At 69.7% G+C, this 21,747-nt stretch carries 20 protein-coding genes; 10 read left to right on the forward strand and 10 right to left on the reverse strand.

Annotated elements, in window-relative coordinates:
- The first annotated feature begins 15 nt into the window (after positions 1-15).
- Positions 16-432: a nitroreductase/quinone reductase family protein gene (locus NJ4_RS16170; RefSeq protein ID WP_067437452.1), complete on the forward strand. Its 417-nt coding sequence runs from the start codon at positions 16-18 to the stop codon at positions 430-432.
- Here the strand turns inward: NJ4_RS16170 and NJ4_RS16175 are convergent.
- The 3 genes from NJ4_RS16175 to NJ4_RS16185 all read right to left on the reverse strand — a co-directional run bounded on the left by NJ4_RS16175 (position 429) and on the right by NJ4_RS16185 (position 5,230).
- Positions 429-2,966 carry a bifunctional FO biosynthesis protein CofGH gene (locus NJ4_RS16175; protein ID WP_281178333.1) on the reverse strand — a complete coding sequence of 846 codons (2,538 nt, stop codon included), beginning with the start codon at positions 2,964-2,966 and terminating at the stop codon, positions 429-431. The genes NJ4_RS16170 and NJ4_RS16175 overlap by 4 nt on opposite strands.
- 96 nt (positions 2,967-3,062) lie before the next feature.
- Positions 3,063-4,205 carry an acyl-CoA dehydrogenase family protein gene (locus NJ4_RS16180; protein WP_067437454.1) on the reverse strand — a complete coding sequence of 381 codons (1,143 nt, stop codon included), beginning with the start codon at positions 4,203-4,205 and terminating at the stop codon, positions 3,063-3,065.
- Entirely contained in the window at positions 4,202-5,230 is a 1,029-nt protein-coding gene (locus tag NJ4_RS16185; protein WP_067437456.1) for an LLM class F420-dependent oxidoreductase, read from the reverse strand. The genes NJ4_RS16180 and NJ4_RS16185 overlap by 4 nt, the downstream gene beginning before the upstream one ends.
- A 131-nt stretch (positions 5,231-5,361) precedes the next feature.
- Between NJ4_RS16185 and npdG the strand changes: the two genes are divergently transcribed.
- The gene (gene npdG / locus NJ4_RS16190; protein ID WP_067437458.1) at positions 5,362-6,030 is read left to right on the forward strand and encodes an NADPH-dependent F420 reductase; all 669 of its coding nucleotides are present in this window, start codon (positions 5,362-5,364) and stop codon (positions 6,028-6,030) included.
- A 6-nt stretch (positions 6,031-6,036) separates the two neighbouring features.
- On the opposite strand, the gene NJ4_RS16195 is transcribed toward npdG, so the two are convergent.
- The 3 genes from NJ4_RS16195 to NJ4_RS16205 all read right to left on the reverse strand — a co-directional run bounded on the left by NJ4_RS16195 (position 6,037) and on the right by NJ4_RS16205 (position 10,140).
- Positions 6,037-7,788 carry an ABC transporter ATP-binding protein gene (locus tag NJ4_RS16195; protein WP_067437460.1) on the reverse strand — a complete coding sequence of 584 codons (1,752 nt, stop codon included), beginning with the start codon at positions 7,786-7,788 and terminating at the stop codon, positions 6,037-6,039.
- Complete coding sequence (locus tag NJ4_RS16200) at positions 7,785-9,530, reverse strand: ABC transporter ATP-binding protein (RefSeq protein WP_067437463.1); 1,746 nt, start codon at positions 9,528-9,530, stop codon at positions 7,785-7,787. The genes NJ4_RS16195 and NJ4_RS16200 overlap by 4 nt, the downstream gene beginning before the upstream one ends.
- 73 nt (positions 9,531-9,603) lie before the next feature.
- Positions 9,604-10,140, reverse strand: coding sequence for a YbaK/EbsC family protein (locus NJ4_RS16205; RefSeq protein ID WP_407668072.1), 537 nt, complete (start codon positions 10,138-10,140; stop codon positions 9,604-9,606).
- Between the two features lie 80 nt (positions 10,141-10,220).
- Here NJ4_RS16205 and NJ4_RS16210 point away from each other — a divergent pair, with 80 nt between their 5' ends.
- The 3 genes from NJ4_RS16210 to NJ4_RS16220 all read left to right on the forward strand — a co-directional run bounded on the left by NJ4_RS16210 (position 10,221) and on the right by NJ4_RS16220 (position 13,802).
- Positions 10,221-11,300 (forward strand): glycerophosphodiester phosphodiesterase family protein, encoded by a 1,080-nt coding sequence (locus NJ4_RS16210; RefSeq protein WP_245644595.1) that lies wholly within the window; start codon positions 10,221-10,223, stop codon positions 11,298-11,300.
- A gap of 127 nt (positions 11,301-11,427) precedes the next feature.
- Positions 11,428-12,570, forward strand: a complete 1,143-nt coding sequence (locus NJ4_RS16215) for a glycerophosphodiester phosphodiesterase (RefSeq protein WP_067437470.1) — start codon at positions 11,428-11,430, stop codon at positions 12,568-12,570.
- 50 nt (positions 12,571-12,620) lie between these two features.
- Positions 12,621-13,802 (forward strand): endonuclease, encoded by a 1,182-nt coding sequence (locus NJ4_RS16220; protein ID WP_067437494.1) that lies wholly within the window; start codon positions 12,621-12,623, stop codon positions 13,800-13,802.
- A gap of 28 nt (positions 13,803-13,830) precedes the next feature.
- Here the strand turns inward: NJ4_RS16220 and NJ4_RS16225 are convergent, their stop codons facing one another.
- The 3 genes from NJ4_RS16225 to NJ4_RS16235 are packed head-to-tail and all read right to left on the reverse strand — an operon-like array spanning position 13,831 to position 15,688.
- Positions 13,831-14,028 (reverse strand): PspC domain-containing protein, encoded by a 198-nt coding sequence (locus NJ4_RS16225; RefSeq protein ID WP_067437472.1) that lies wholly within the window; start codon positions 14,026-14,028, stop codon positions 13,831-13,833.
- Positions 14,025-14,402 (reverse strand): hypothetical protein, encoded by a 378-nt coding sequence (locus NJ4_RS16230; RefSeq protein ID WP_067437474.1) that lies wholly within the window; start codon positions 14,400-14,402, stop codon positions 14,025-14,027. The genes NJ4_RS16225 and NJ4_RS16230 overlap by 4 nt, the downstream gene beginning before the upstream one ends.
- Before the next feature lie 59 nt (positions 14,403-14,461).
- On the reverse strand, positions 14,462-15,688 hold the full coding sequence (locus tag NJ4_RS16235) for a PspC domain-containing protein (RefSeq protein WP_067437476.1): 1,227 nt from the start codon (positions 15,686-15,688) through the stop codon (positions 14,462-14,464).
- 146 nt (positions 15,689-15,834) lie between these two features.
- Between NJ4_RS16235 and NJ4_RS16240 the strand changes: the two genes are divergently transcribed.
- The 4 genes from NJ4_RS16240 (at position 15,835) to NJ4_RS16255 (ending at position 18,926) form a co-directional block, all read left to right on the forward strand.
- Entirely contained in the window at positions 15,835-17,100 is a 1,266-nt protein-coding gene (locus tag NJ4_RS16240; RefSeq protein ID WP_067437478.1) for an ATP-binding protein, read from the forward strand.
- Positions 17,097-17,744, forward strand: a complete 648-nt coding sequence (locus tag NJ4_RS16245; protein ID WP_067437480.1) for a LuxR C-terminal-related transcriptional regulator — start codon at positions 17,097-17,099, stop codon at positions 17,742-17,744. The genes NJ4_RS16240 and NJ4_RS16245 overlap by 4 nt, the downstream gene beginning before the upstream one ends.
- Before the next feature lie 168 nt (positions 17,745-17,912).
- Positions 17,913-18,515, forward strand: coding sequence for a universal stress protein (locus tag NJ4_RS16250; RefSeq protein WP_082748749.1), 603 nt, complete (start codon positions 17,913-17,915; stop codon positions 18,513-18,515).
- Positions 18,516-18,569: 54 nt separating this feature from the next.
- The gene (locus tag NJ4_RS16255) at positions 18,570-18,926 is read left to right on the forward strand and encodes a hypothetical protein (RefSeq protein ID WP_067437482.1); all 357 of its coding nucleotides are present in this window, start codon (positions 18,570-18,572) and stop codon (positions 18,924-18,926) included.
- Positions 18,927-19,094: 168 nt separating this feature from the next.
- On the opposite strand, the gene NJ4_RS16260 is transcribed toward NJ4_RS16255, so the two are convergent.
- Positions 19,095-20,933, reverse strand: a complete 1,839-nt coding sequence (locus tag NJ4_RS16260; protein ID WP_067437485.1) for a flavin-containing monooxygenase — start codon at positions 20,931-20,933, stop codon at positions 19,095-19,097.
- Positions 20,934-21,078: 145 nt separating this feature from the next.
- Here NJ4_RS16260 and NJ4_RS16265 point away from each other — a divergent pair.
- A partial coding sequence (locus NJ4_RS16265; RefSeq protein WP_245644596.1) for a GAF domain-containing protein occupies positions 21,079-21,747 on the forward strand: 669 nt, incomplete at its 3' end.

Consider the following 21,747-nt stretch of genomic DNA (forward strand, 5'->3'; position numbering starts at 1 on the left):
CCTACCGTGGGCGGCATGGCCAACGTGTCTCGAACGTGGGAGTCGATCATCCTGCCGGTGCAACGTCGGCTGGCGAATCCGATCGCCCGTCGCCTGGCGCCCCACCTGCGCGGTGAAGCGGTGCTGGAGACGATCGGTCGGACCAGTGGCCTGCCACGCCCGACCCCGGTCGGTGGCAGGCTCGACGGCAACACGTTCTGGATCGTCTCGGAGTTCGGCCGCCGCTCCCACTACGTGCGCAACCTCGCTGTGGATCCGCAGGTCCGTGTCCAGCTCGCAGGCGTCTGGCGAACCGGGGTGGCGGTCATTCTCGATGACGACGATCCTCGAGCCCGGCTCAAGGAGTTGCCCAGGATCAACAGTGCGCTGGTGCGACTCGTCGGCACCGACCTGCTGACCATCCGGGTGGACCTCGAGCCTGCTCCTGACTAGGTGCGCTTGATGGGTACGCCGTACAAGGTGGTGCGCTCGCGGACCGGGCGGTCGATGCCGGCACCGATCTCGACCAGTTCCCCGACGGTCTTGGCGGAGCCGTGCTCGGAGCCGGCCATCCGGGAGATGGTCTCCTCCATCAGGGTGCCGCCGAGGTCGTTGGCGCCGGCGTTGAGCATGGCGCGGGTGCCCTCGGTGCCGAGCTTGACCCAGGAGGTCTGGATGTTGTCGATGCGCCCGTGCAGCATGATCCGGGCCATTGCGTGCACGGCGAGGTTGTCGCGCAGGGTCGGTCCGGGGCGGGCCACGCCGGCGAGGTAGATCGGTGAGGACGTGTGCACGAACGGCAGCGGCACGAACTCGGTGAAACCACCGGTCTCGTCCTGGATCCGGGAGAGCACGCGCAGGTGCTGCACCCAGTGGCGTGGGTTGTCGACGTGGCCGTACATCATCGTCGAGGACGACCGGATGCCCACCTTGTGCGCGGTGGAGACGATCTCGATCCAGGTGCTGGTGGGCAGCTTGCCCTTGGTGAGGATCCAGCGGACCTCGTCGTCGAGGATCTCCGCGGCCGTGCCGGGGATGGTGTCGAGCCCCGCCTCGCGGGCCTTGATCAGGAAGTCCTCGAACGACAACCCGGTGCGTGAGGACCCGTTGACGATCTCCATCGGGCTGAATGCGTGCACGTGCATGCCGGGCACCCGTTTCTTCACCGCGGCGGCAAGGCCGAAGTAGGCCGAGCCGGGCAGCTCGGGGTCGATGCCTCCCTGCATGCAGACCTCGGAGGCGCCCAGGTTCCAGGCTTCTTCGGCGCGGTCGGCGACCTGGTCCAGGGAGAGGGAGTAGGCGTCGGCGTCGGTGCGCCGTTGGGCGAACGCGCAGAACCGGCAGCCGACGTAGCAGACGTTGGTGAAGTTGATGTTGCGGTTCACCACGTAGGTGACCTCGTCACCCACGACCTCGCGGCGGAGCGCGTCGGCCAGCTTGATGACTTCGTCGAGCAACGGCCCCTCGGCCGTCATCAGCGTCAGCGCATGCTCGTCACTCAGGTTGCCCGGATCGGCCTCCGCCGCCGCGAGTGCCGCAGACCCATCCCGGCCCGCAGGCACGGAGGGCCGGTCCTGATCCGCCACGTCGGCCACGTCGGCGGCGTCGGAGCCGACCTCGTCCCAGGAGCCGTAGACGGTGTCGAAGTCTGCACGTCGGTCGTGGGTGCGACCCTCGGTGTCGATCGAGGCGTGGAGGTCGGTGCGGCCCTTGCCTTCACCGACGACTGCGAAGCCGCCGTCGGGCTCCTGCCACGGCAGGCCCTCGGGTCGTACGCCGACAGTGGCGAGCCCGTCGTCGTCCGCGAGGGCCGCGACGTGGCCGGAGACCCGAGGGTCCAGCCACGGCTCGCCCTGGACGACGTACTCGGGGTGGACCGTGAGCCGCGGCTTCAGCTCGAGGCCGGACGCTGCGGTGAGGTCACGCAGTCGGTCCAGGGAGGGCCAGGGGCGCTCAGGGTTCACATGGTCGGGGGTCAGCGGGGAGACGCCGCCCCAGTCGTCGACACCGGCGCCCAGCAGCGCGGTGCACTCCTCGAGTGACACGAGGTTCGGCGGGGCCTGGACGCGCATCTTCGGGCCGAGCACGATCCGGGTGACCGCGATCGCAGCGCGGTACTCGTCGAGGTCGAGGTCGTCGGTGTGCCGCATCGCGGTGTCGGGCTTGGCCCGGAAGTTCTGCACGATGACCTCCTGCAAGGCACCGTAGCGGCGCGCGTTGGCGCGCAGCGCGAAGATCGTGTTCGCCCGCTCCTCCAGCGTCTCGCCGATGCCGACCAGCAGCCCCGAGGTGAACGGGATCGAGAGACGCCCGGCGTCCTCGAGCACCCGCAGCCGGACCTCGGGGTCCTTGTCGGGGGAGCCGTGGTGGGCCTCGCCCTTGGTCTCGAAGAGGCGACGCGAGGTGGTCTCGAGCATCATCCCCATCGACGGGGAGACCGGCTTGAGGCGGTTCAGCTCCTCCCACGACATGACCCCGGGGTTGAGGTGCGGCAGCAGGCCGGTCTCCTCCAGCACCCGGACCGCCATCGCCCGGATGTAGGCGATCGTCGAGTCGTAGCCACGGGAGTCGAGCCACTCGCGAGCCTCGGGCCAGCGGTCCTCTGGCCGGTCACCGAGGGTGAACAGCGCCTCGAGGCAGCCCAGTTTCGCGCCCTCGGCGGCGATCTCGAGGATCTCGTCGGGGGAGAGGTACGGCTCGCGGCCCTCCCGCGCCGCCTGCCCGGGCGTCTCCACGAACGTGCAGTAGTGACACCGGTCGCGGCAGAGCCGGGTGACCGGGATGAAGACCTTCGGCGAGTAGGTCACCACACCAGGTCGGCCGGCCGCCACCAGCCCGGCATCACGAACCCGCGCGGCCGCCGTGCACAAGGCGTCGAGCTGCTCGCCGGTGGCGGCAAGCAGTGCGGTGGCTTCGGCTTCGTCGAGCGCCGCTCCGCGCTCGACTCGGGCCAGGGCGCGACGGATCTGCTGCGGGGTGACACTCACGAGGTCGAGGCTACTTCCCGGGGCGTACGTCGGTGCAGGGTGTCCCATTCATGCGTACGACGAGCTACCCGGGGCCGCTCCCGTTCGCGGCTGGAGTCACAGGCCCAGGGAACGGCCGATGATCTCCTTCTGGATCTCGGTGGTGCCGCCGTAGATCGTGGAGATGCGACTGTCGAGATAGGCCCGGGCGACCGGGTACTCCATCATGTAGCCGTAGCCGCCGTGCAGCTGCACCGCCTGGTTGACCAGCTTGTTCTGCAGCTCGGTGGCCCAGTACTTCGCCATCGAGGCACCGGTCGCGTCGAGCTCCCCACGGTTGTGCTTGGTGATGCAGTCGTCGACGAAGACGCGCGTGATGCGCGCCTCGGTCGCCATCTCGGCGATCGTGAAACGGGTGTTCTGGAACTTGCCGATCGGACGGCCGAACGCCTCCCGGGTCTTGGCGTAGTCGAGGCAGAGCTCGACCATCAGGTCGCACACGGCAGCGGCCTGGGCGGCGATGATCAGGCGCTCCTGGGGGAGGTTCATCATCAACGAGATGAAGCCGTCGCCCTCCTTGCCGAGGAGGTTCTCCTTGGGCACCATCACGTCGGTGAAGCTCAGCTCGGCCGTGTCCTGGGCGTGCAGGCCGATCTTGTCGAGGTTACGGCCGCGTTCGAAGCCCTCCATGCCGCGCTCGACCACGAGCAGGCTGATGCCCTTGTGCCCGGCCTCCGGGTCGGTGCGAGCCACCACGATCACCAGGTCGGCGTTGATGCCGTTGGAGATGAACGTCTTCGAGCCGTTCACGACGTAGTGATCGCCCTTGTCGATCGCGGTGGTGCGGATGCCCTGCAGGTCGCTGCCGGCGCCGGGCTCGGTCATCGCGATCGCCGTGATGATCTCGCCGGAGACGCAGCCGGGCAGCCAGCGCTGCTTCTGCTCGTCGGTGGCCAGGCTCGAGATGTAGGGAACGATGATGTCGGAGTGCACCGAGAAGCCGGGGCCGCTGACACCGGCCCGGCTCTGCTCCTCCGAGAGCACCACGTTGTAGCGGAAGTCGGCGACCCCGGGGCCGCCGTACGCCTCGTCGACGTCGAAGCAGAGCAACCCGGCCTCGCCGGCCTTGAGCCACAGGTCGCGGGGAACGATGCCGTCCTTCTCCCACTGGCCGTGGTCGGGCACGACCTCCTTCTCGAAGAAGGTGCGCGCGGTCTGCCGGAAGTCCTCGTGCTCGGCCTCGAAGATCTCGCGGGTCATCCGACGAGCTCCTTCATCTCGCGGACCAGGGCGGCCGCGTCGTCGGCGGCCGGCATGATCTGCAGGTTGGTGACGCCGGCCTCGCGGAAGGCCTCGACACGTTCCTTGACGTAGCCCTTGGGGCCGACCAGGTTGACCATCTCGAGGAGCTCGAGGGGCACCGCGGCCTCGGCCTCCTTCTTCTTGCCGCTGAGGTAGAGATCCTGGATCTGCCTGGCCTCGGCCTCGTAGCCGTAGTCGCTGACCAGCTGGTTGTAGAAGTTCTTGCCGCGGGCACCCATGCCGCCGATGTAGAGCGCGAGCATGGGCCGGGCGAAGTCGAGCAGGCCCTTGACGTCGTCGCCGATGGCGCACATGCCGCCGCCGGAGATCTCGAGCGGTGCCAGGTCGGCCGAGCGCTTGGCCGAGCCCTTGGCCAGCGCGTCGCCCCAGGTGTCGTTGGCCTTCTCGGGGGCGAAGATGAACGGCAGCCAGCCGTCGGCCTTCTCGGCTGCCAGCTCGACGTTCTTGGCGCCCAGGGCCGCCAGGTAGATGGGTACGGCGTTGCGCTCGGGCTTGTTGAGGAGCTTGAGCGGCTTGCCGAGGCCCAGGCCCTGGTCCTTGGGGAGGGGCAGCTTGATGATGCCGTCGTGCTCGACCTGCTCACGGCGCAGGGCCATCCGCACGATGTCGATGACCTCACGCGTGCGGCCGATCGGCTTGTCGTAGGGAAGGCCGTGCCAGCCCTCGATCACCTGGGGACCGGAGGCGCCGAGACCCAGGACCGCGCGCCCGTTGCTGACGTTGTCGAGGCCGGCGGCGGTCATCGCCAGCAGACCCGGTGTGCGCGAGTAGATGTTGAGGATTCCGGCCGCGATCTCGATCGTCTCCGTCTTCGCCGCCAGGTAGCCCATCAGGGTCGGGGAGTCGAAGCCGTAGACCTCGGCGATCCACACGGTGTCGAGGCCGGCCTTCTCGAGGTCGGCCACCTGGTCGGCGGCCTCGCGCGGGTTGCCGGCGTACATCAGGGGCATGGAGAGCTTCATGGGACACGATCCTTCGGGGGTCTCAACAGTGGGTAGCCTGTGACTGCGCGGTGCAACTGTGACAGTAATGGTGTCACGGTAGCAAGGGTTCCGTGCCACATTCGACCTCGAGCTCCAGGAGACTCCTGCACATGACGACCTTCCGCATCGCCGTGATCGGCGGCACCGGCCCCCAGGGCAAGGGCCTCGCCTACCGCTTCGCCAAGCACGGTCACGAGGTCGTCATCGGCTCTCGCGCCGCGGAGAAGGCCGAGCCGGTCGCCGCCGAGATCGCCGAGCGCATTGCCGGGGAGGGCGGTTCGCCGGTCGTCTCGGGTGCCGCGAACGCCGAGGCCGCGGCCGCGGCCGACGTGGTGCTGCTCGCGGTGCCGTTCGACGGCCACGACGAGCTGGTCGAGGCGCTCGCCGATCAGCTCGCCGGCAAGACCGTCATCTCGTGCGTGAACCCGCTCGGCTTCGACAAGGGCGGTCCCTACGGGCTCGACGTCGAGCGCTCGGCCGCCGAGGCCGCGGCCGCGATCGTGCCGACCGCCTCGGTCGTCGGCGCCTTCCACCACGTGGCCGCGGCGTCGCTGTGGTCGCAGGACGAGTACCTCGACCACGAGGACGTCCTGGTCTGCGGCGACTCGACCGAGTCGAAGGAGACCGCCCAGGAGCTGGCCCGAGCCGTCACCTCGCGCATCGGGATCGACGCGGGCAAGCTGCGCCTGGCCCGTCAGCTCGAACCGTTGACCGCCGTGCTGATCTCGATCAACAAGAAGTACAAGGTGCGCTCGGGGATCAGCATCTCCGGCCTCTGAGCGCACTCAGGTGTGCGGGGTGCCGTTCCAGGAGGCCCAGAGGGCGGCGTAGGAACCGCCGGCGGCGACCAGCTCGTCGTGGGAGCCGAACTCGGTGATCGTGCCGTCCTCGCAGACCGCGACCCGGTCGGCGTCGTGGGCGGAGAAGAGTCGGTGCGCGATCGCGATCACCGTGCGCCCGTGGAGTACGGCGGCCAGTGACCGCTCGAGGTGACGCGCGGCCCGCGGGTCGATCAACGACGTCGCCTCGTCGAGCACCAACGTGTGCGGATCGGCCAGCACCAGCCGCGCCAGGGCCACCTGCTGGGCCTGGGCAGCAGTCAGCGTGCGCCCCCCGGACCCGACCACCTCGAGCAGGCCGTTCGGGAACGCCCGCACCCATGCCTCGGCATCGACTGCGGCCAGGGAGGCCCAGATCTCGTCGTCGCCGGCCTCGTGCGGCGCGGCCAGCGCGAGGTTCTCCCGGATCGTGCCGACGAAGACGTGGTGCTCCTGGGTGACCAGGGCGACGTGCCCGCGCAGGTCGTCGAGCGGCAGCTCGGTCAGGCCGACACCACCGACGGTCACCGATCCCGCACGCGGTGGGTGGATGCCGGCGAGCAGTCGGCCCAGGGTCGACTTGCCGGCACCCGACGGGCCGACCATCGCGATCCGCTCGCCGACGCCGACCGAGAGGTCGATGCCGTGCAGCACGTCGCGCCCTTCAACGTAGGAGAAGTGCACGTCGCGGGCGTCGAGCCTCTCGCCCTGCGGCTGTGCTCCGGTGGCCTCACGGTCGTCGGGCACCTGGGCCACTCCGAGCAGCCTGGCCAGCGACGCGCCCCCCACCTGCAGCTCGTCAAGGATCGAGACGATCCGGTCGACCGGGTCGATCAACATCTGCACGTAGAGCGTGGCCGCCGTGACTTCACCCAGCGACGCATGGCCCTGCGTGTAGAGCCACCCGCCGAACAGCAGTGTGGCGACTGTCGGCAGCAGGTAGGCAAGCTCCATGCTCGGGAAGAACACGGTGCGCAGGTGCAACGTGTACTTCTCGGCCTCGAAGGACGCCCGGCAGTCGTCGTCGAGGGCGGCGATCCGCTCTGGTCCGAGGCCGAGTGCCTCGATCGTGCGGGCGCCCTCGGTGTTCTCGGTCAGGGTCGCCGAGATCTGGGAGTACGACGCATTCTCGCGCAGGTAACCGTCCTTGGCGCGGGCGAGATACCAGCGCAGGCCGATCACCAGGATGGGCACGCCGATCAGGGCGGGCAGGGCCACCCACCAACCGACGGACAGCGCCGCCGCGAAGGTGAGGATCGCGGTGACCACGGCAATGGTCCACTCCGGCATTGCCCACCGCACCGACCAGCCCAGCTGGTCGACGTCGCGCGAGGTGCGGGTGAGCAGGTCGCCCGATCCGGCCGACTCGACCACGCCCACGGGCAGGGCCAGGGTGTTGGCGACGAAGTCCTCCCGCAGCTCGGCCAGCACCTCCTCGCCCAGGGCCTGGGAGACATAGCGGGCATAGCGGGTCAGGACCGTCTGCACCACCAGGAACCCGGCGAGCAGCATCGCAACCCGGTCGACGTGGCCGATCGAGGTGCCCTCCTCGACGGCCTCGACCAGCTGGCCGAGCAGCCGTGGCGCGGCCAGTGCGGCCACCGCGGCGAGCGCGTGCAGGCCGACGGCGGCCCAGAGCATCCGGGGATGGCTGCGCGCCATCCGCACCGCGTAGGCGCGGACCTCACGGCTCCCGGCGACCGGCAGCACCTGCTTCATCGGGTCACCTCCACACCCTCGTCCGTGTCCATCTCGACCTCGCGGGTCACCGTGCGGCGGTAGGCCGAGCACGTCTCGAGCAGCTCGCGGTGCGTCCCGGTCGCGACGATCCGGCCCTCCTCGAGGAACGCCACCGCGTCGACCGCGTCGAGCATCAGCGGGCTCGACGTGGTCACCACCGTCGTGCGCCCGACCCGGGCACTGCGCAACCGCGCCGCGATGCGGGACTCGGTGTGCGCGTCGACCGCGCTGGTCGGCTCGACCAGCACCAGGATCTCGGGGTCGACCAGCAGGGCCCGCGCCAGCACCAGGCGCTGGCGTTGGCCGCCGGAGAACGACCGGCCCCGCTCGGCGACCTCACCGTCGATGCCGCCCTCGAGCGCGTCGAGCACGTCCTCCGCGCTGGCCGTGTGCAGTGCCCTGGCCACGTCGTGGTCCGGGCGGCCCCGCACGTTCAGGTGATCGCCCAGGCGCCCGGAGAACAGCGCGCTGCCGGTGTCGCTGACGACGATGCGGCGACGCACCTCATCCGGTTCGAGTCCGGTCAACGGCACCTCGCCGAGCCGAACGTCGTCGTCGTCGGGCTCCGGGCTCTGCAGCCCGAGGCGATCGGCCAGGTGCGCGGAAGCGTCGGGTTCGTCGGAGACGATCGCGGTGAGACGACCCGGCGCGATCGAGAGGCCGGTGCGGACGTCGTACAGGCCCGAGCCGGTCGGCGGTGAGGGCATCGGATCCCGAACCCCGACCACGGCGGGCTCGAGGGCCAGCACCCGGCACACGCGGGCCGCCGAGACCCGGGCGCGGATGACCTTGTTGGCGTACTCGGTGGCCGTGCGCAACGGGATCATCAGGAACGCGGCGTAGCCGTAGAACGCGACGAGCTCGCCGGCCGAGATCTGGCCGCGGACGGCGTACCTCGCCCCCAGCCAGACCACCAGCACCACGAAGATGCCGGGCAGCAGCACCTGCAGGGCGTCGAGGACCGACTGCAGTCGGGCAACCTGGACGCCGGCCCGCCGGGTCCGTTGCGACTCGCGGCGGTAGCGGTCGAGGAAGACCGACTCTCCGCCGACCCCGCGCAGCACGCGCAGGCCGCCGACGATGTCGCTGGCGGTGTTGGACAGCTCGCCCATCAGGTGGCGCTGGCGGGCGCTGCGCTTCTGCAGCGGCGAGAGGAGGGGGCCGATCACCAGCATCAGGGCCGGTACGCCGACCAGCACGACCAAACCGAGGGTGACGCTGGTCTGCAGCAGGATCACCGAGACCAGGACGAACGAGACGATCGCACCCGCGAAGCGCGCGGTCACGTCCATCACCTGGCCGAGGTTGGAGATGTCGCTGTTGCCGATCGCGACCACCTCGCCGGTGGAGACCTTGCGCGGGAGCGTCCCGCCCAGGCGAGCCACCTGACGACCCATCAGCTGCACGGTGCGGTAGGCGGCGGTCAGCCAGTTGGTCACCGCGAACCGGTGTCGGATGATCCCGGAGGCCGCCTGGAGGAGACCGATCGCGAACATCACCGAGGCCCACGTGACCAGCTCGCCACGGTCGCGGTCGGCGATGCCATGGTCGATCGCGCGCCCGATGACTGCCGGCATCACGGCCTGGCAGCTCATCCAGATGATGCCGAAGACCATGCCCAGCACCAACGTGTGCCACTGACCCTTCGCCATCCACCACAGGAAGCGGCCGGGGGAGCGGTGATCGGCGACTCCGGGATCGGCCAGGGGAAGGTTGCGCACCAGCCAACGCTACGTTTCGCGCCCTGGGTGGAGCCAACGGTTTTCCGGTCTCACCGCCGATTGGGCGCCACGCTCAGCCGACGGCGGCGCGACCGAGGTCGTCGATCACCTCGGCGCCGGGAAGCTCGGCGAGCAGCCGCCCGGGCAGGAACAGCTTCGAGCGGCGCACGCCGGTGCCGATGATCGCGCGCTCGATCTCCAGCACCCGGGTGTCGACGAGCAGTCGCCACTCGACGGGCAGCCCGATCGGAGTGATGCCGCCGTACTCCATGCCGGTCTCGTCGACCGCGCGCTCCATCGGGTGGAAGGAGCACTTGCGAACATCGAGGGTGCGCTTGACCAGGTTGTTCACGTCAGCCTTCGTGTCCGCGCGCACGACGCACGCGGCCAGTCGTTCCTCACCGGAGCGCTTGCCGCTGATCACCACGCAGTTCGCGGAGTCGGTCAGGTCGGTGCCGTAGGCCTCGGTCATCGCGGCGGTGTCGGCCAGGGAGGGGTCGATCTCGGCGACCAGCACCTCGCCGGCGTGCGGCCACCCGCGCAAGGCCGTGGCCACCGGGGCGGCGACGAGGTCGAGTCGGTCCAGCGCGGGAAGGTAGTCGAGGGACATGTCCGTCATGGTGCCAAACCGACCCAATTCGTTCATCGCGCCTTCACCGTCTCGTCCGCGGCGTCTGTCTCACTGGTCTCGTGACCCAACTTGCCGTGTCGCGCAGGACGCAGAGCCTGGTGGTGACGCCGGCCGTCGTGGCACACCGCGGGGCCAGCGGCTATCGGCCCGAGCACACGCTCGAGGGCTACCGGATGGCGATCCGGATGGGCGCCGACGACATCGAGCTCGACCTGGTGCCGACCAAGGACGGTGTTCTCGTGGCCCGCCACGAGAGCGAGATCAGCAGCACCACCGACGTGGCCGATCATCCGGAGTTCGCGGACCGTGAGACCACCCGGACCATCGACGGCCTCACCACGACCGGCTGGTTCGTGGAGGACTTCACTCTCGCGGAGCTCAAGATGCTGACCGCACGCGAACGACTGGCGGGGTTGCGTCCGGAGAGTGCGGCGTACGACGGCGCCTGCGGCATCCCGTCGTTCAACGAGGTGCTGGCGATGGTCGGTGCCGAGTCGGTGCTGGGCGGACGCAGCATCGGGGTGATGGCCGAGCTCAAGCACGCGGCCTACTTCGACTCGATCGGCCTGCCGCTCGACGAGATGCTGCTCTTCGACCTGGGCCGCCACGACCTGGACCACCCGCGCTCACGGGTCACCGTGATGTCGTTCGAGCCGACGATCCTGCGTCGCCTCGCCCACCGCACCCGGGTCGCCATCGTGCAGCTGCTGGAGGCCGCGGACCAGCGCCCGGCGGACCTCGTCGCTGCGGACGACCCACGCACGTACGCCGACCTGTGCACGCGCGAGGGTCTGGCGTGGGTCGACGAGTACGCCGACGGGATCGGTGCGCACAAGTCGCTCGTGCTCCCGCGCGATGACCGCGGTGCGATCTCCGCGCCGTCAACGCTGGTGCGCGACGCCCACCGGATGTGGCTGACCGTGCACGTGTGGACGCTGCGCCGGGAGAACCGCTTCCTCCCGATCAACCTGCGAGGCGAGGGCCTCGCCGGAGCGGCCGGCGACCTGGCCGCCGAGGCGCAGGCATTCCTCGACGCCGGTGTCGACGGGTTGATCACCGACCACCCCGACATCGTTCTCGACGTCCTGCGCGATGCGGACGTCCTGCGAACCGGTCGAGCGGGCAGTCAGACCGTCTGACGTCCCAGCACCACGTCCTGCACTCCCGTGGTGGGGACAGCCAGATCGCAGGACGTCCTGCGTGAGGTCACCCGGAGTTCACCGGCGACGGCACTCGGCGTCACCTGCGCCCACGACGCTCCTCGGCATGAGACGAATTCTCGGAACATCTGTCATCGCTCTCGCAGCCTCGGTCCTGCTGGTGCCCGGAGGCGGCCCGGCTTCGGCCTCCACGTCGGCGCCGGCGGCGTCGACTGCCTCGGTCGCCACCAAGGATCGCACCACCGAGCCGGTCATCGTCGGTCACCGCGGGGCCTCCGGCTACCGGCCCGAGCACACGCTGGCGTCGTACCGGCTGGCGATCCGGCAGGGCGCCGACTACGTCGAGCCCGACCTGGTCTCCACGAAGGACGGCGTGCTGGTGGCCCGGCACGAGAACGAGATCGGTGGGACGACCGACGTCGCCGATCACCCCGAGTTCGCGGATCGCAGGACCACCAAGACCATCGACGGCAAACCGGTCACCGGCTGGTTCACCGAGGACTTCACCCTCGACGAGCTGAAGACCCTGCGGGCCGAGGAGCGGCTGCCGGCGGTTCGCCCGGACAACACGCGCTACGACGGGCGGTTCGAGATCCCCACCCTGGACGAGGTGTTGACGATGGTGCGCGAGGAGTCGAAGCGCACCGGTCGCACGATCGGGGTCTACCCCGAGACCAAGCACCCCACCTACTTCGACTCGATCGGCCTCTCGCTCGAGGAGCCGCTGCTGCGCACGCTGCGCGAGCACCACCTCGACCGCCCCAACGCCGAGGTGATCATCCAGTCCTTCGAGACCGCGAACCTGCGCGATCTCGACGACCGGACCCGGCTCCCGTTGGCGCAGCTGCTCGACGGCTCCGGTGCGCCGTACGACCTGGTTGCGTCCGGCGACCCGCGCACGTACGCCGACCTGACCTCACCGGAGAACCTGGCCGACATCGCGTCGTACGCCGACGGGCTGGGCGCGCACAAGGACCTGGTGCTGCCGCGCGACTCCGCCGGTGCCACGGGGCAGCGGTCCGCACTGGTCGACGACGCCCACGACGCTGGCCTGGTGGTGCACGTGTGGACCCTGCGGGACGAGAACCAGTTCCTGGCCACGAACTTCCGCATCGGCACCGACCCGAACGCGAAGGGCGACTCGATCGCGGAGGCGAAGGCGTTCTTCGACGCCGGCGTCGACGGGGTGTTCACCGACCAGCCCGACACCACGTTCGAGGCCCGTGAGGAATGGCTGGCCGAGCGGTGAGCGCCACGACCACGCGTGACGTGGGCGACAAAAAGGTGCAGGGTGCTGGCATGACACTCACTCTCGGGAAACGCAGGACCACAGTCCTGGCCAGCACAGCACTCATCGTCATCGCGTTCATGGTGGCCCTCGTCCAGACTCCGGTGACCGCGGCGACCCCGCTGACCGTCAGCCAGGGCATCGCCACCCAGAACGGCTCGTCGGCCACCGTCCGCGGTTACGTCGTCGGTCAACCCACGGCCACGAACACCGTGGTCACCAGCAGCTATCCGAACGACTACGCCTTGGCTCTCGCCGACAGTGCGACCGAGACCAGCACCTCGCGGATGCTCTACGTGCAGATCCCTGCGGAGTTCCGCGCACAGTGGGGGCTCAGGTCGAACCCCTCGCTCAAGGGTCAGCAGGTCGACGTGACCGGCCTGCTGTCGGCGTACTTCTCCCACCCGGGGTTGAAGTCGCCCACCGGGTTCGGCCTGGTCGGCTCCGACCCGGGAGACCCGGGCGATCCCGAGGACCCGACGGACCCGCCTCCCGGTGACGGTGAGCACGACGACTACTACGCCGACGCCCTGGGCAAGACCGGCACCGAGCTGCGCACCAGCCTGCACACGATCATCTCGGCGCAGACCAAGCTCAGCTACGACCAGGTGTGGAACGCGTTGAAGGCCACCGACGAGGACCCCGCCAACAGCGCCAACGTGATCCTGCTCTACTCCGGCCGGTCGCAGAGCAAGTCCACCAACGGCGGTGACCCCGACGACTGGAACCGTGAGCACGTCTGGGCCAAGTCGCACGGCGACTTCGGCACCGCCACCGGGCCGGGCACCGACATCCACCACCTGCGGCCCACCGACGTGTCGGTGAACTCGACGCGCGGCAACAAGGACTTCGACAACGGTGGCGGCACGGTCAGCGAGTGCTCCGGCTGCGCCACGGACGCCGACTCGTTCGAGCCGCCGGACGCGGTCAAGGGCGACGTCGCCCGGATGATCCTCTACATGGCGATCCGCTACGAAGGCGGTGACGGTTTCGCGAACCTGGAGCCGAATGACCTGGTGAACAACGGCTCGAACCCCTACATGGGCAGGTTGTCGGTGCTCCTGGCCTGGAACGCCCAGGATCCGCCGAGCGCGTTCGAGGAGCACCGCAACGACGTGATCTTCGAGCAGTTCCAGCACAACCGGAACCCGTTCATCGACCACCCCGAGTGGGCCAACGCCATCTTCAACTGACAGTGCCGCGAACCACCGCGGGTGGGGGTCAGGAGCTGGGCATCAGGAACCAGGCGGCGGCATAGGCCAGTGCCACGGTGCCGAAGCTGAACAGCGCGCCGACCACGGTGAGGATGCGCACCAGGTTGACGTCGAGGTTGAAGTAGTCAGCGGCTCCGGCGCACACCCCTCCGAGCATCTGGTCGTGTCGGTTGCGCACCAGGCGCTTGCGGGCGAAGTCGTTCATCGGATCTCCTCGGTGGGTTCGGTGTCGTCGAACGGGTCGGTGGTCGTGGCCGTGGTCGGAGCAGGCGGGTCGGTGTCCTCCGCGTCGGCGTCCCTTGCCCCGCCGCCCTGCCACCCGGATCCGGGCAGGGTCGACGTACGGCGGGAGCGGACGTTGGCGTACGCCGCAGCCGCGAGGCCGATGGCGCCCCCCGCCACCCAGGGGACGGGCAGCAGCCACCGGACGTCGTCGCCCTCGACGATGTCGCCGAGGACCAGGGCCCAGATGCCGACCAGCCCGGCGAAGACCAGGCCCATCACCAGGTGGCCGGTGTTGACCGGGTGACGGCCGGTGCCCGGGTCGAACTCGTGCTGCGTGTCGAGGGTGGTGGTCATGGTGCCTCCGTGGTCAGGGCGTGGGTCGGGGCGTGGTCCGGGGTCAGCAGCGGAGGTGCTCATCGCGCGGTCACCTCCACTTCGCCGAGCTCGAGGTCGGCGTTGATGTGCAGGTGGGGTCGGTCGGCGTCGCCGAGATTGGTGCGCTGAAGGTCGAGGTCGAGCCCACCGGTCCCGTCGCCGAACAAGGTGATCTCACCGATCTCGACGGTGCTGTCGACCGACACGTGCAGTCCGCGCGGCACGATCACCTGGATGCTGCCGACCTCGGCCTCGAGGTCGATGGTGCGTCCGTCGAGGGCATCGAGGTCGCGGATCTGGGTGAGGTCGATGTCCATCTCGCCGGCCTCCATGTCGTACGACGACTTCAGCGCACTCGCCGAGGCAGGGGTCGCGTCGATGTCACTGCCTTCCCAGCGGGCCGCGATCGTGCTTCCGGCCAGCACCACGGCGGTCACGAGACCCAGGAAGATCAGCCCGCCGGCCCTCCCGTAGAACGCACCCACCAGCAGCATCACGGCGATCACGCCGAGAGCGAGGGCGGGGTAGGCCGAGTCGGTGATGCCGGCACCGGCCAGGTCGAAGATGCCCAGCACGCCGCACGAGACGGCGATCAGGGCCAGGGTGAACCAGAACAGGATCGGTCCGCGCTTGCGCGGGTTGCGCGGCAGGAGAGGAGGCATCGGGGCCATCGGAGGAGCCGGCGGCACGGGGCCGCGGCCCGGCGCGTGGGTGGTGCCGACCCAGTGCCCGGCGGCCGTGTCGGCGCCCGGCGTCGGCGCCGGGCCGACCCAGTGCCCGTTGCCGGTCTCACGCCACGTCGCGGACCGGTTGCGGTCGCGCCGAGCGAGGACCACCCAGGCGATGAGTCCGATCACGAACAGTGGCCACGGGAACCACCCCGGCCCCCAGGCGTCACCGATCAGCGCGAGCCCGGCCAGGACGCCGACCCCGAGCAGGGCCACGTTGCGCGAACGGGCATCGAGGTGGACGGTGGCGCGCTGACCGGTGTCCTCGGGGACCAGCAGCCAGCACGCGACGTAGATGATCAGGCCGGCACCACCGAAGAACGTCAGCACCACGAACGCGACCCGGATGATCACCGGGTCGACGTCGAAGTGTCGGCCCAGGCCACCGGCGACGCCCGCGACGTGCTTGTCCCAGGTGCTGCGGCGCAGTGCGGAGAGGTCGCGCATCTGCTCGCCGCTGACTCGCGGGCCCTGATCGTTCTCGGGCTGGGGGCCGTACGGCGCCTCGGTGCCGTCGGTGGTGGGGTTCTCGTTCATGTCACCAAGCCTGACGCCTGAGTCGCCCGCGCACCATCGGGAACAACCCTGATCTCTCTCGCCGGCTCAGGAGACCTCGGGTCAGGGTCGGGTCAGGGGTTCGCCTCATGGTTCGCGCGAGCGCGTTCTGAGACGATTGTCGGACGATGACGAACTCCGCCCCCTCCGAGGTCCGACGGGCCACCCGTGACTCGACCGACAGCTACCTCGGTGGAGTGGCTTCCGGACTGGCCAGGCATCTCGCCCTGCCCGTGATCTGGGTGCGGGTCGCGTTCATCCTCGCTGCGGCACTCGGTGGCATGGGGATCGCGATGTACGCCGGCCTCTGGATGGTGCTGCCGACCGACGACCGGTTCACCGACGAGGCTCCCGGCCTGGCCTCCGCGACCCGCACCGGCAAGCGCCCCGGCCGGGTCCGTCGGATGGCCGACGTCGGCCCCACGATCGCGATGGGCGCCCTGGCCTTCGGCATCGTGATCATGTTCGAGTCGGTCTTCGGCCGGGGTGCGCTGTTCTGGCCGATCGTGCTCGGCATCGTGGGTGTTGCGCTGATCTGGCGCCAGGCCGACGAGGCGCAACGAGAGCGCTGGCTCAACACCTCCGAACGCGTCGACCCGGTCCGCGCCATGTTCGGCAGCGGAACGTGGGCGTCGTACGCCCGCATCTTCGCCGGCGGCGCCCTGATCCTGTCGGGGCTGGGCCTGTTCGCGCTGACCAGCGGGGGAATCGGGCTGGCCCGCGAGATCGTCGTTGCGGGGTTGCTGGGGGTCATCGGCCTGGCGCTCACACTGGGGCCCTGGATCTTTCGCCTCGCCTCGGACCTGGGGGAGGAGCGCGCCGAGCGGGTCCGTAGCCAGGAGCGCGCCGATGTGGCCGCCCACCTGCACGACTCCGTCCTGCAGACGCTGGCCCTGATCCAGAACAACGCCCACGACTCCGCCACCGTCGCCCGCCTGGCCCGCGCCCAGGAGCGCGACCTGCGCACCTGGCTCTTCTCCGAGCAGAAGGAGGAGGGTGCATCCGTCGCGGCCTCGCTGCGGGCGCTGACCGCCGAGATCGAAGACACCTACGCGGTGGCCGTCGAGACCGTCGTCGTCGGGGACGTGGCGGTCACCGAGGACGTCGCGCCGATCGTGCACGCCACCCGCGAAGCCATGACGAACGCCGCCAAGCATGCTGGCACCGATCGCATCGACGTGTACGCCGAGGTGTCGCCCTCGAGCGTCGAGATCTACGTCAAGGATCGTGGGATCGGCTTCGACCCGGCGACCATGGCCGGGGACAGGCAGGGTGTCCGTGGCAGCATCGTGGCGCGCATGGAACGCCATGGCGGCACAGCCGAGATCAGGAGTACGCCGGGCGCCGGCACCGAAGTGGTGTTGAGCATGCCCCTTCAGGAGGAGAAGTCGTGACCCGAGTCGTGATCGTCGATGACCACGCCATGTTCCGCGCAGGAGTGCGCGCCGAGCTGCAGAACGCGGCGTCCCCCGGCGCCCTCGACATCGTCGCCGACGCCGAGGACGTCGCCACTGCCGTTGCCGCGATCCGTGAGCACCGGCCCGATGTCGTGCTCCTCGACGTACACCTGCCCGGTGGAGGAGGCGTGGAGGTGATGCGCCAGCTGGGCGCCGCCACCGAGACACGCTTCCTGGCGCTGAGCGTCAGCGACGCCGCCGAGGACGTCATCGGCACCATCCGCGGCGGCGCCCGTGGCTACGTCACCAAGACCATCACCGGCCCCGAGCTGGTCGCCGCGATCCAGCGTGTGGCCGAGGGGGACGCCGTGTTCTCCCCACGTCTCGCGGGTTTCGTGCTCGACGCGTTCGCCGGCTCCATCGAGGTCGCTGCCGTCGACGAGGACCTCGACCGGCTCACCGAGCGGGAGCGCGAGGTGATGCGGCTGATCGCCCGCGGCTACGCCTACAAGGAGGTGGCCAAGGAGCTGTTCATCTCGGTGAAGACGGTCGAGACGCACATGTCCTCGGTGCTGCGGAAGCTGCAGCTCTCCTCGCGTCACGAGTTGACGCGGTGGGCGTCTGACAGGCGTCTTCTCTGACGGTTGGTGCCGGGGGTGCGGCGTCTGGCAGGCGCCTTCTCTGACCGCTCGGCGACGACGACACGCCTTTCGGCGCGGAGATCATTGACATTCGCGCGGCGTCACGGTCCGATGAAGGACGCGCAGTTGCTGACGTTCCATCGTTTCCACCAGCACGGGAGAGTGACCATGCACGTCGTCATCGCCACCGATGGTTCGCGTCAGTCCCTGACCGCGGCCAAGCAGTTCAAGTCGTTCGCCGACCCCGACAAGGTCACGGAGATCTCCGTCGTCGCGGTGATCCGGCCACTCGCGGCAGTCGCCTTCGCCAACGACCTGTCCCCGTCGAAGCCGTCCAGGGATCCCGGCGAGGACACCTCGTCCCGGCAGGCCGCCACCGACGCCGTGACCACGATCGCCGCCGTCTTCGACGGGTGGCACGGCACGGTGCACAAGCGGATCCGCAGTGGGTCGCCGGCCAACGAGATCATCAAGGCCGCCAACCAGTACGGCGCGGGTCTGGTCGTCATCGCCGCCGGCGGTCGAGGGCTGAGCGACACGGTTCTGATGGGCAGCACCGCCCAGCGCGTCCAGCACTACGCGCCGTGCCCGGTGCTCGTCGTACGCCCGGCCAAGAAGGTGCGCGGCTCCAAGCGCGCGGCTGCGAAGAAGGCGGTCGGCACGAAGGCGCCTGCCAAGAGCGCGACGGCGACTGCGCCGACCAAGAAGGCGGCAGCGTCGAGGACCACCGCCACGAAGGCGCCTGCCAAGAAGGCTGCCCCCAAGAAGTAGGACGACGCAGCGGGCCCCGGAGCCACGTGCCTCCGTGCCACGTAGGATCCGGCCATGGACATCCTGCGGCAGGTGCTGCTCTTCGTGCACATCCTCGGCTTCGCGGCCCTCTTCGGTGGCCTGGTCATGCAGATGCGGGCGAGCGACAAGGCCGTCAACGGGTTGATGCGAGACGGTGCCGGCACGGCGTTCCTGGCCGGCCTGGCGCTGACCGGCGTGCTCGAAGCGGGCGACGGCGATGTCAACCACGCCAAGATCGGGGTCAAGCTGGTCATCGGCCTGGTGATCCTCGGCCTGGTGATGGCCAACCTGCGCAAGCCGAAGATTCCCGATGGCCTGTTCTACGGCATCCTCGCGCTCACGCTGATCAACATCGGCGTCGCGATCTTCTGGTCCTCCGCCCACGCCTGACGCCGGACCGTCGGACAGGTAAGTGGGTCGTGGAGAGCATCGACCCACGCTCAGCAGGCACCGGGACCGCCCGACTTACCTGTCGGACGGTCCGCGGGGAAGGGCCTCCCGGCGCGCAACGGAGTCGAACTCGCTGCGCGCCGGGCCCTGGGCGCCTTCTGGCCGAGGTCAGCTGGTGTGGTGCACCTCCTGCAGCCGGTGCACCGGGGTGTCGATGCCGACGTGCCGTGCCTTGAGCTGCAACGCCAGGTAGAGCGAGTAGTGCCGTGACTGGTGCAGGTTGCCGCCGTGGAACCAGAGGTTCTCCTGCTGGGTGGGTTTCCACATGTTGCGCTGCTCGCCCTCCCACGGCCCTGGGTCCTTGGTGGTGTCCGAGCCCAGGCCCCACACCTTGCCGACCTTGTCGGCGACCTCCTGGCTGATCAGGTCGGCGGCCCAGCCGTTCATCGAGCCGTAGCCGGTCGCGTAGACGACCAGGTCCGCCTCGAGCTCGGTGCCGTCCTCGAGCACGACCGCCCTCTCGGTCAGGTGGTCGACGTTGCCGTGCGCCAGCTTGACCTGGCCGTCGGCGACCAGCTCGGCGGCTCCGACGTCGATGTAGTAGCCGGAGCCGCGGCGCAGGTACTTCAGGAACAGTCCCGACCCGTCGTCGCCGAAGTCGAGCTCGAAGCCGGCCTTCTCCATGCGGTCGTAGAAGTCCTTGTCGATCTCGCGCATCTTGTCGTAGAGCGGGATCTGGAACTCGTGCATGATCCGGTAGGGGAGCGAGGCGAAGACCAGGTCGGCCTTCTCGGTGGTCATCCCCGCGGCCAGCGCCCGTTCGGAGTAGAGATCGCCCAGCCCGACGTCCATCAGGGTGTTGCTCTTCACGATGTGGGTCGAGGAGCGCTGCACCATCGTCACGTCGGCGTCGTGCTCCCACAGCGCCCCGCAGATGTCGAAGGCCGAGTTGTTGCTGCCGATCACCACGACCTTCTTGCCGGTGTACGCGTCCGGGCCGGGGTGCGCCGACGAGTGGTGCTGCTCGCCGGCGAAGACGTCGGCGCCGGGGAAGTCCGGCACGTTCGGCTTGCCGCTCATGCCGGTGGCCAGCACGAGGTGCTTCGGGTGCAGCGTGAACGGCTCGCCGTCGCGCACGACGGTCACGGTCCACTCGCCCGTGCGTTCGTCGTACGACGCATCGCGGGCCTCGGTGCTCGACCAGTAGGGCACCTCCATCACCTTGGTGTAGGACTCGAGCCAGTCGGCGACCTTGTCCTTGGGGGCGAAGACCGGCCAGTTGTCGGGGAACTTCAGGTAGGGCAGGTGGTCGTACCAGACCGGGTCGTGCAGGCACAGGGACTTGTAGCGGCTGCGCCACTGGTCGCCGGGGCGCTCGTACTTGTCGATCACGAGTGCCGGTACGTCGAGCTGTCGCAGCCGCGCACCGAGGGCGATGCCACCCTGACCGCCGCCGATGACCAGCACGTACGGCTGCGTGGTGGTGCCGAGCGCCTCGTCCTCCTGGCGCCGCTTCTCGGCCCAGGTGATGCGGTCCTTGGTGGCGCCGTGCTCGGCACCCATCGGCCGGCCGGTGCCGCGCGGCTCCTCGTGGCCCTTGAGCTCGTAGAGCGTGGTCAGGAACGTGTAGGCCTTCGGCCCGTCCTCGTCGACCAGACGTAGGAGACCCCGGCCGCGACCGACCGCGGTCTCGAAGGTGAACCACGCCGTGGTCACGCCGTCGGCCTCCTCAGCGGGCTCCTCGGTGCGGAAGGCGCGAGCGGCCGACGTCGTGTTCGAGACCAGGTCGGCGATCTGGTCCCGCCCCTCGGACGTGGTCAGGTTCCACGAGAAGGCAATCAGGTCGCGCCAGTAGGAATCGGTCGCGAAGAGACTCGCGGCGGCGGGGGCGTCGCCGGCCTGCAGTGCCGCCTCGAGCTCGGCGAACCAGCCGGCAACCCGCTCCTCGGGGCTCTGCGTCCCCGGGTTGGTGCTCGCGGTGGTGACGGGTTCAAGTGTCTGGGTCATGGTTGGCTCCTTCTCTCGTGGTGCATGTGATGCAGCACACAGGAGGCAGGAGTGGTGGCGACAGGGTTGCAGCGTGTTGCAACGAAGATCGTCGGCCGTGGATGGACTGTGGCCGCCGTCACAACCTGCACCTATGGTGGAGCACATGGCCACGCATGATCTTGCGCTGCGGGCCCGCGACCTGGTCCGGATCCACGACGCGGTGCTCTCCGGCACCGCTCCGCCCGCACGCCCGCGCGCGGTCGTCGCCCGGTCCTGGGAGCGCATGCTGAGCCTGGGCATCGACCCCGACGGGCCCAACGGACGCGAGCCGCTGCCGCCGTCCGCGGTCGACGACCGGCGCCGCGACTCGCGCCTGTCGCTGGTCATCGCCGAGATCCGCGAGCTCCTGCTCAGCGCGGCCGACGCGTCGAACTACCTGGTCGTGGTCACCGACGCCGAGGGCGTGGTGCTGTGGCGCTGCGGATCGTCGCGGGTCAGGAGGAAGGCCGACGTGCTCGGGTTCGCCGAGGGTGCGAACTGGACCGAGGGAGCCGTCGGCACCAACGCGATCGGCACGGCACTGGCAGAGGCGGCGCCGGTCCAGCTCTTCTCGGCCGAGCACTTCGAGAACGCCCAGGTGCCGTGGTACTGCTCCGCGTCACCGATCCACGACCCGATCGACGGTTCCCTGCTCGGCATCGTCGACGTCAGCGGCCCGGCCCTCACGCTCCACCCGGCGATCGAGGCCCTGGTGACCGCGTCGGTACGCCTTGCCGAGGCCCGGCTGTGGCGGCACCACGAGGAGCGGCTGACGCAGCTCCGACGCTCGGTC

Origin of the sequence: Nocardioides jensenii JCM 1364 = NBRC 14755 (assembly GCF_001552535.1) — a bacterium.
Classification (GTDB): domain Bacteria; phylum Actinomycetota; class Actinomycetes; order Propionibacteriales; family Nocardioidaceae; genus Nocardioides; species Nocardioides jensenii.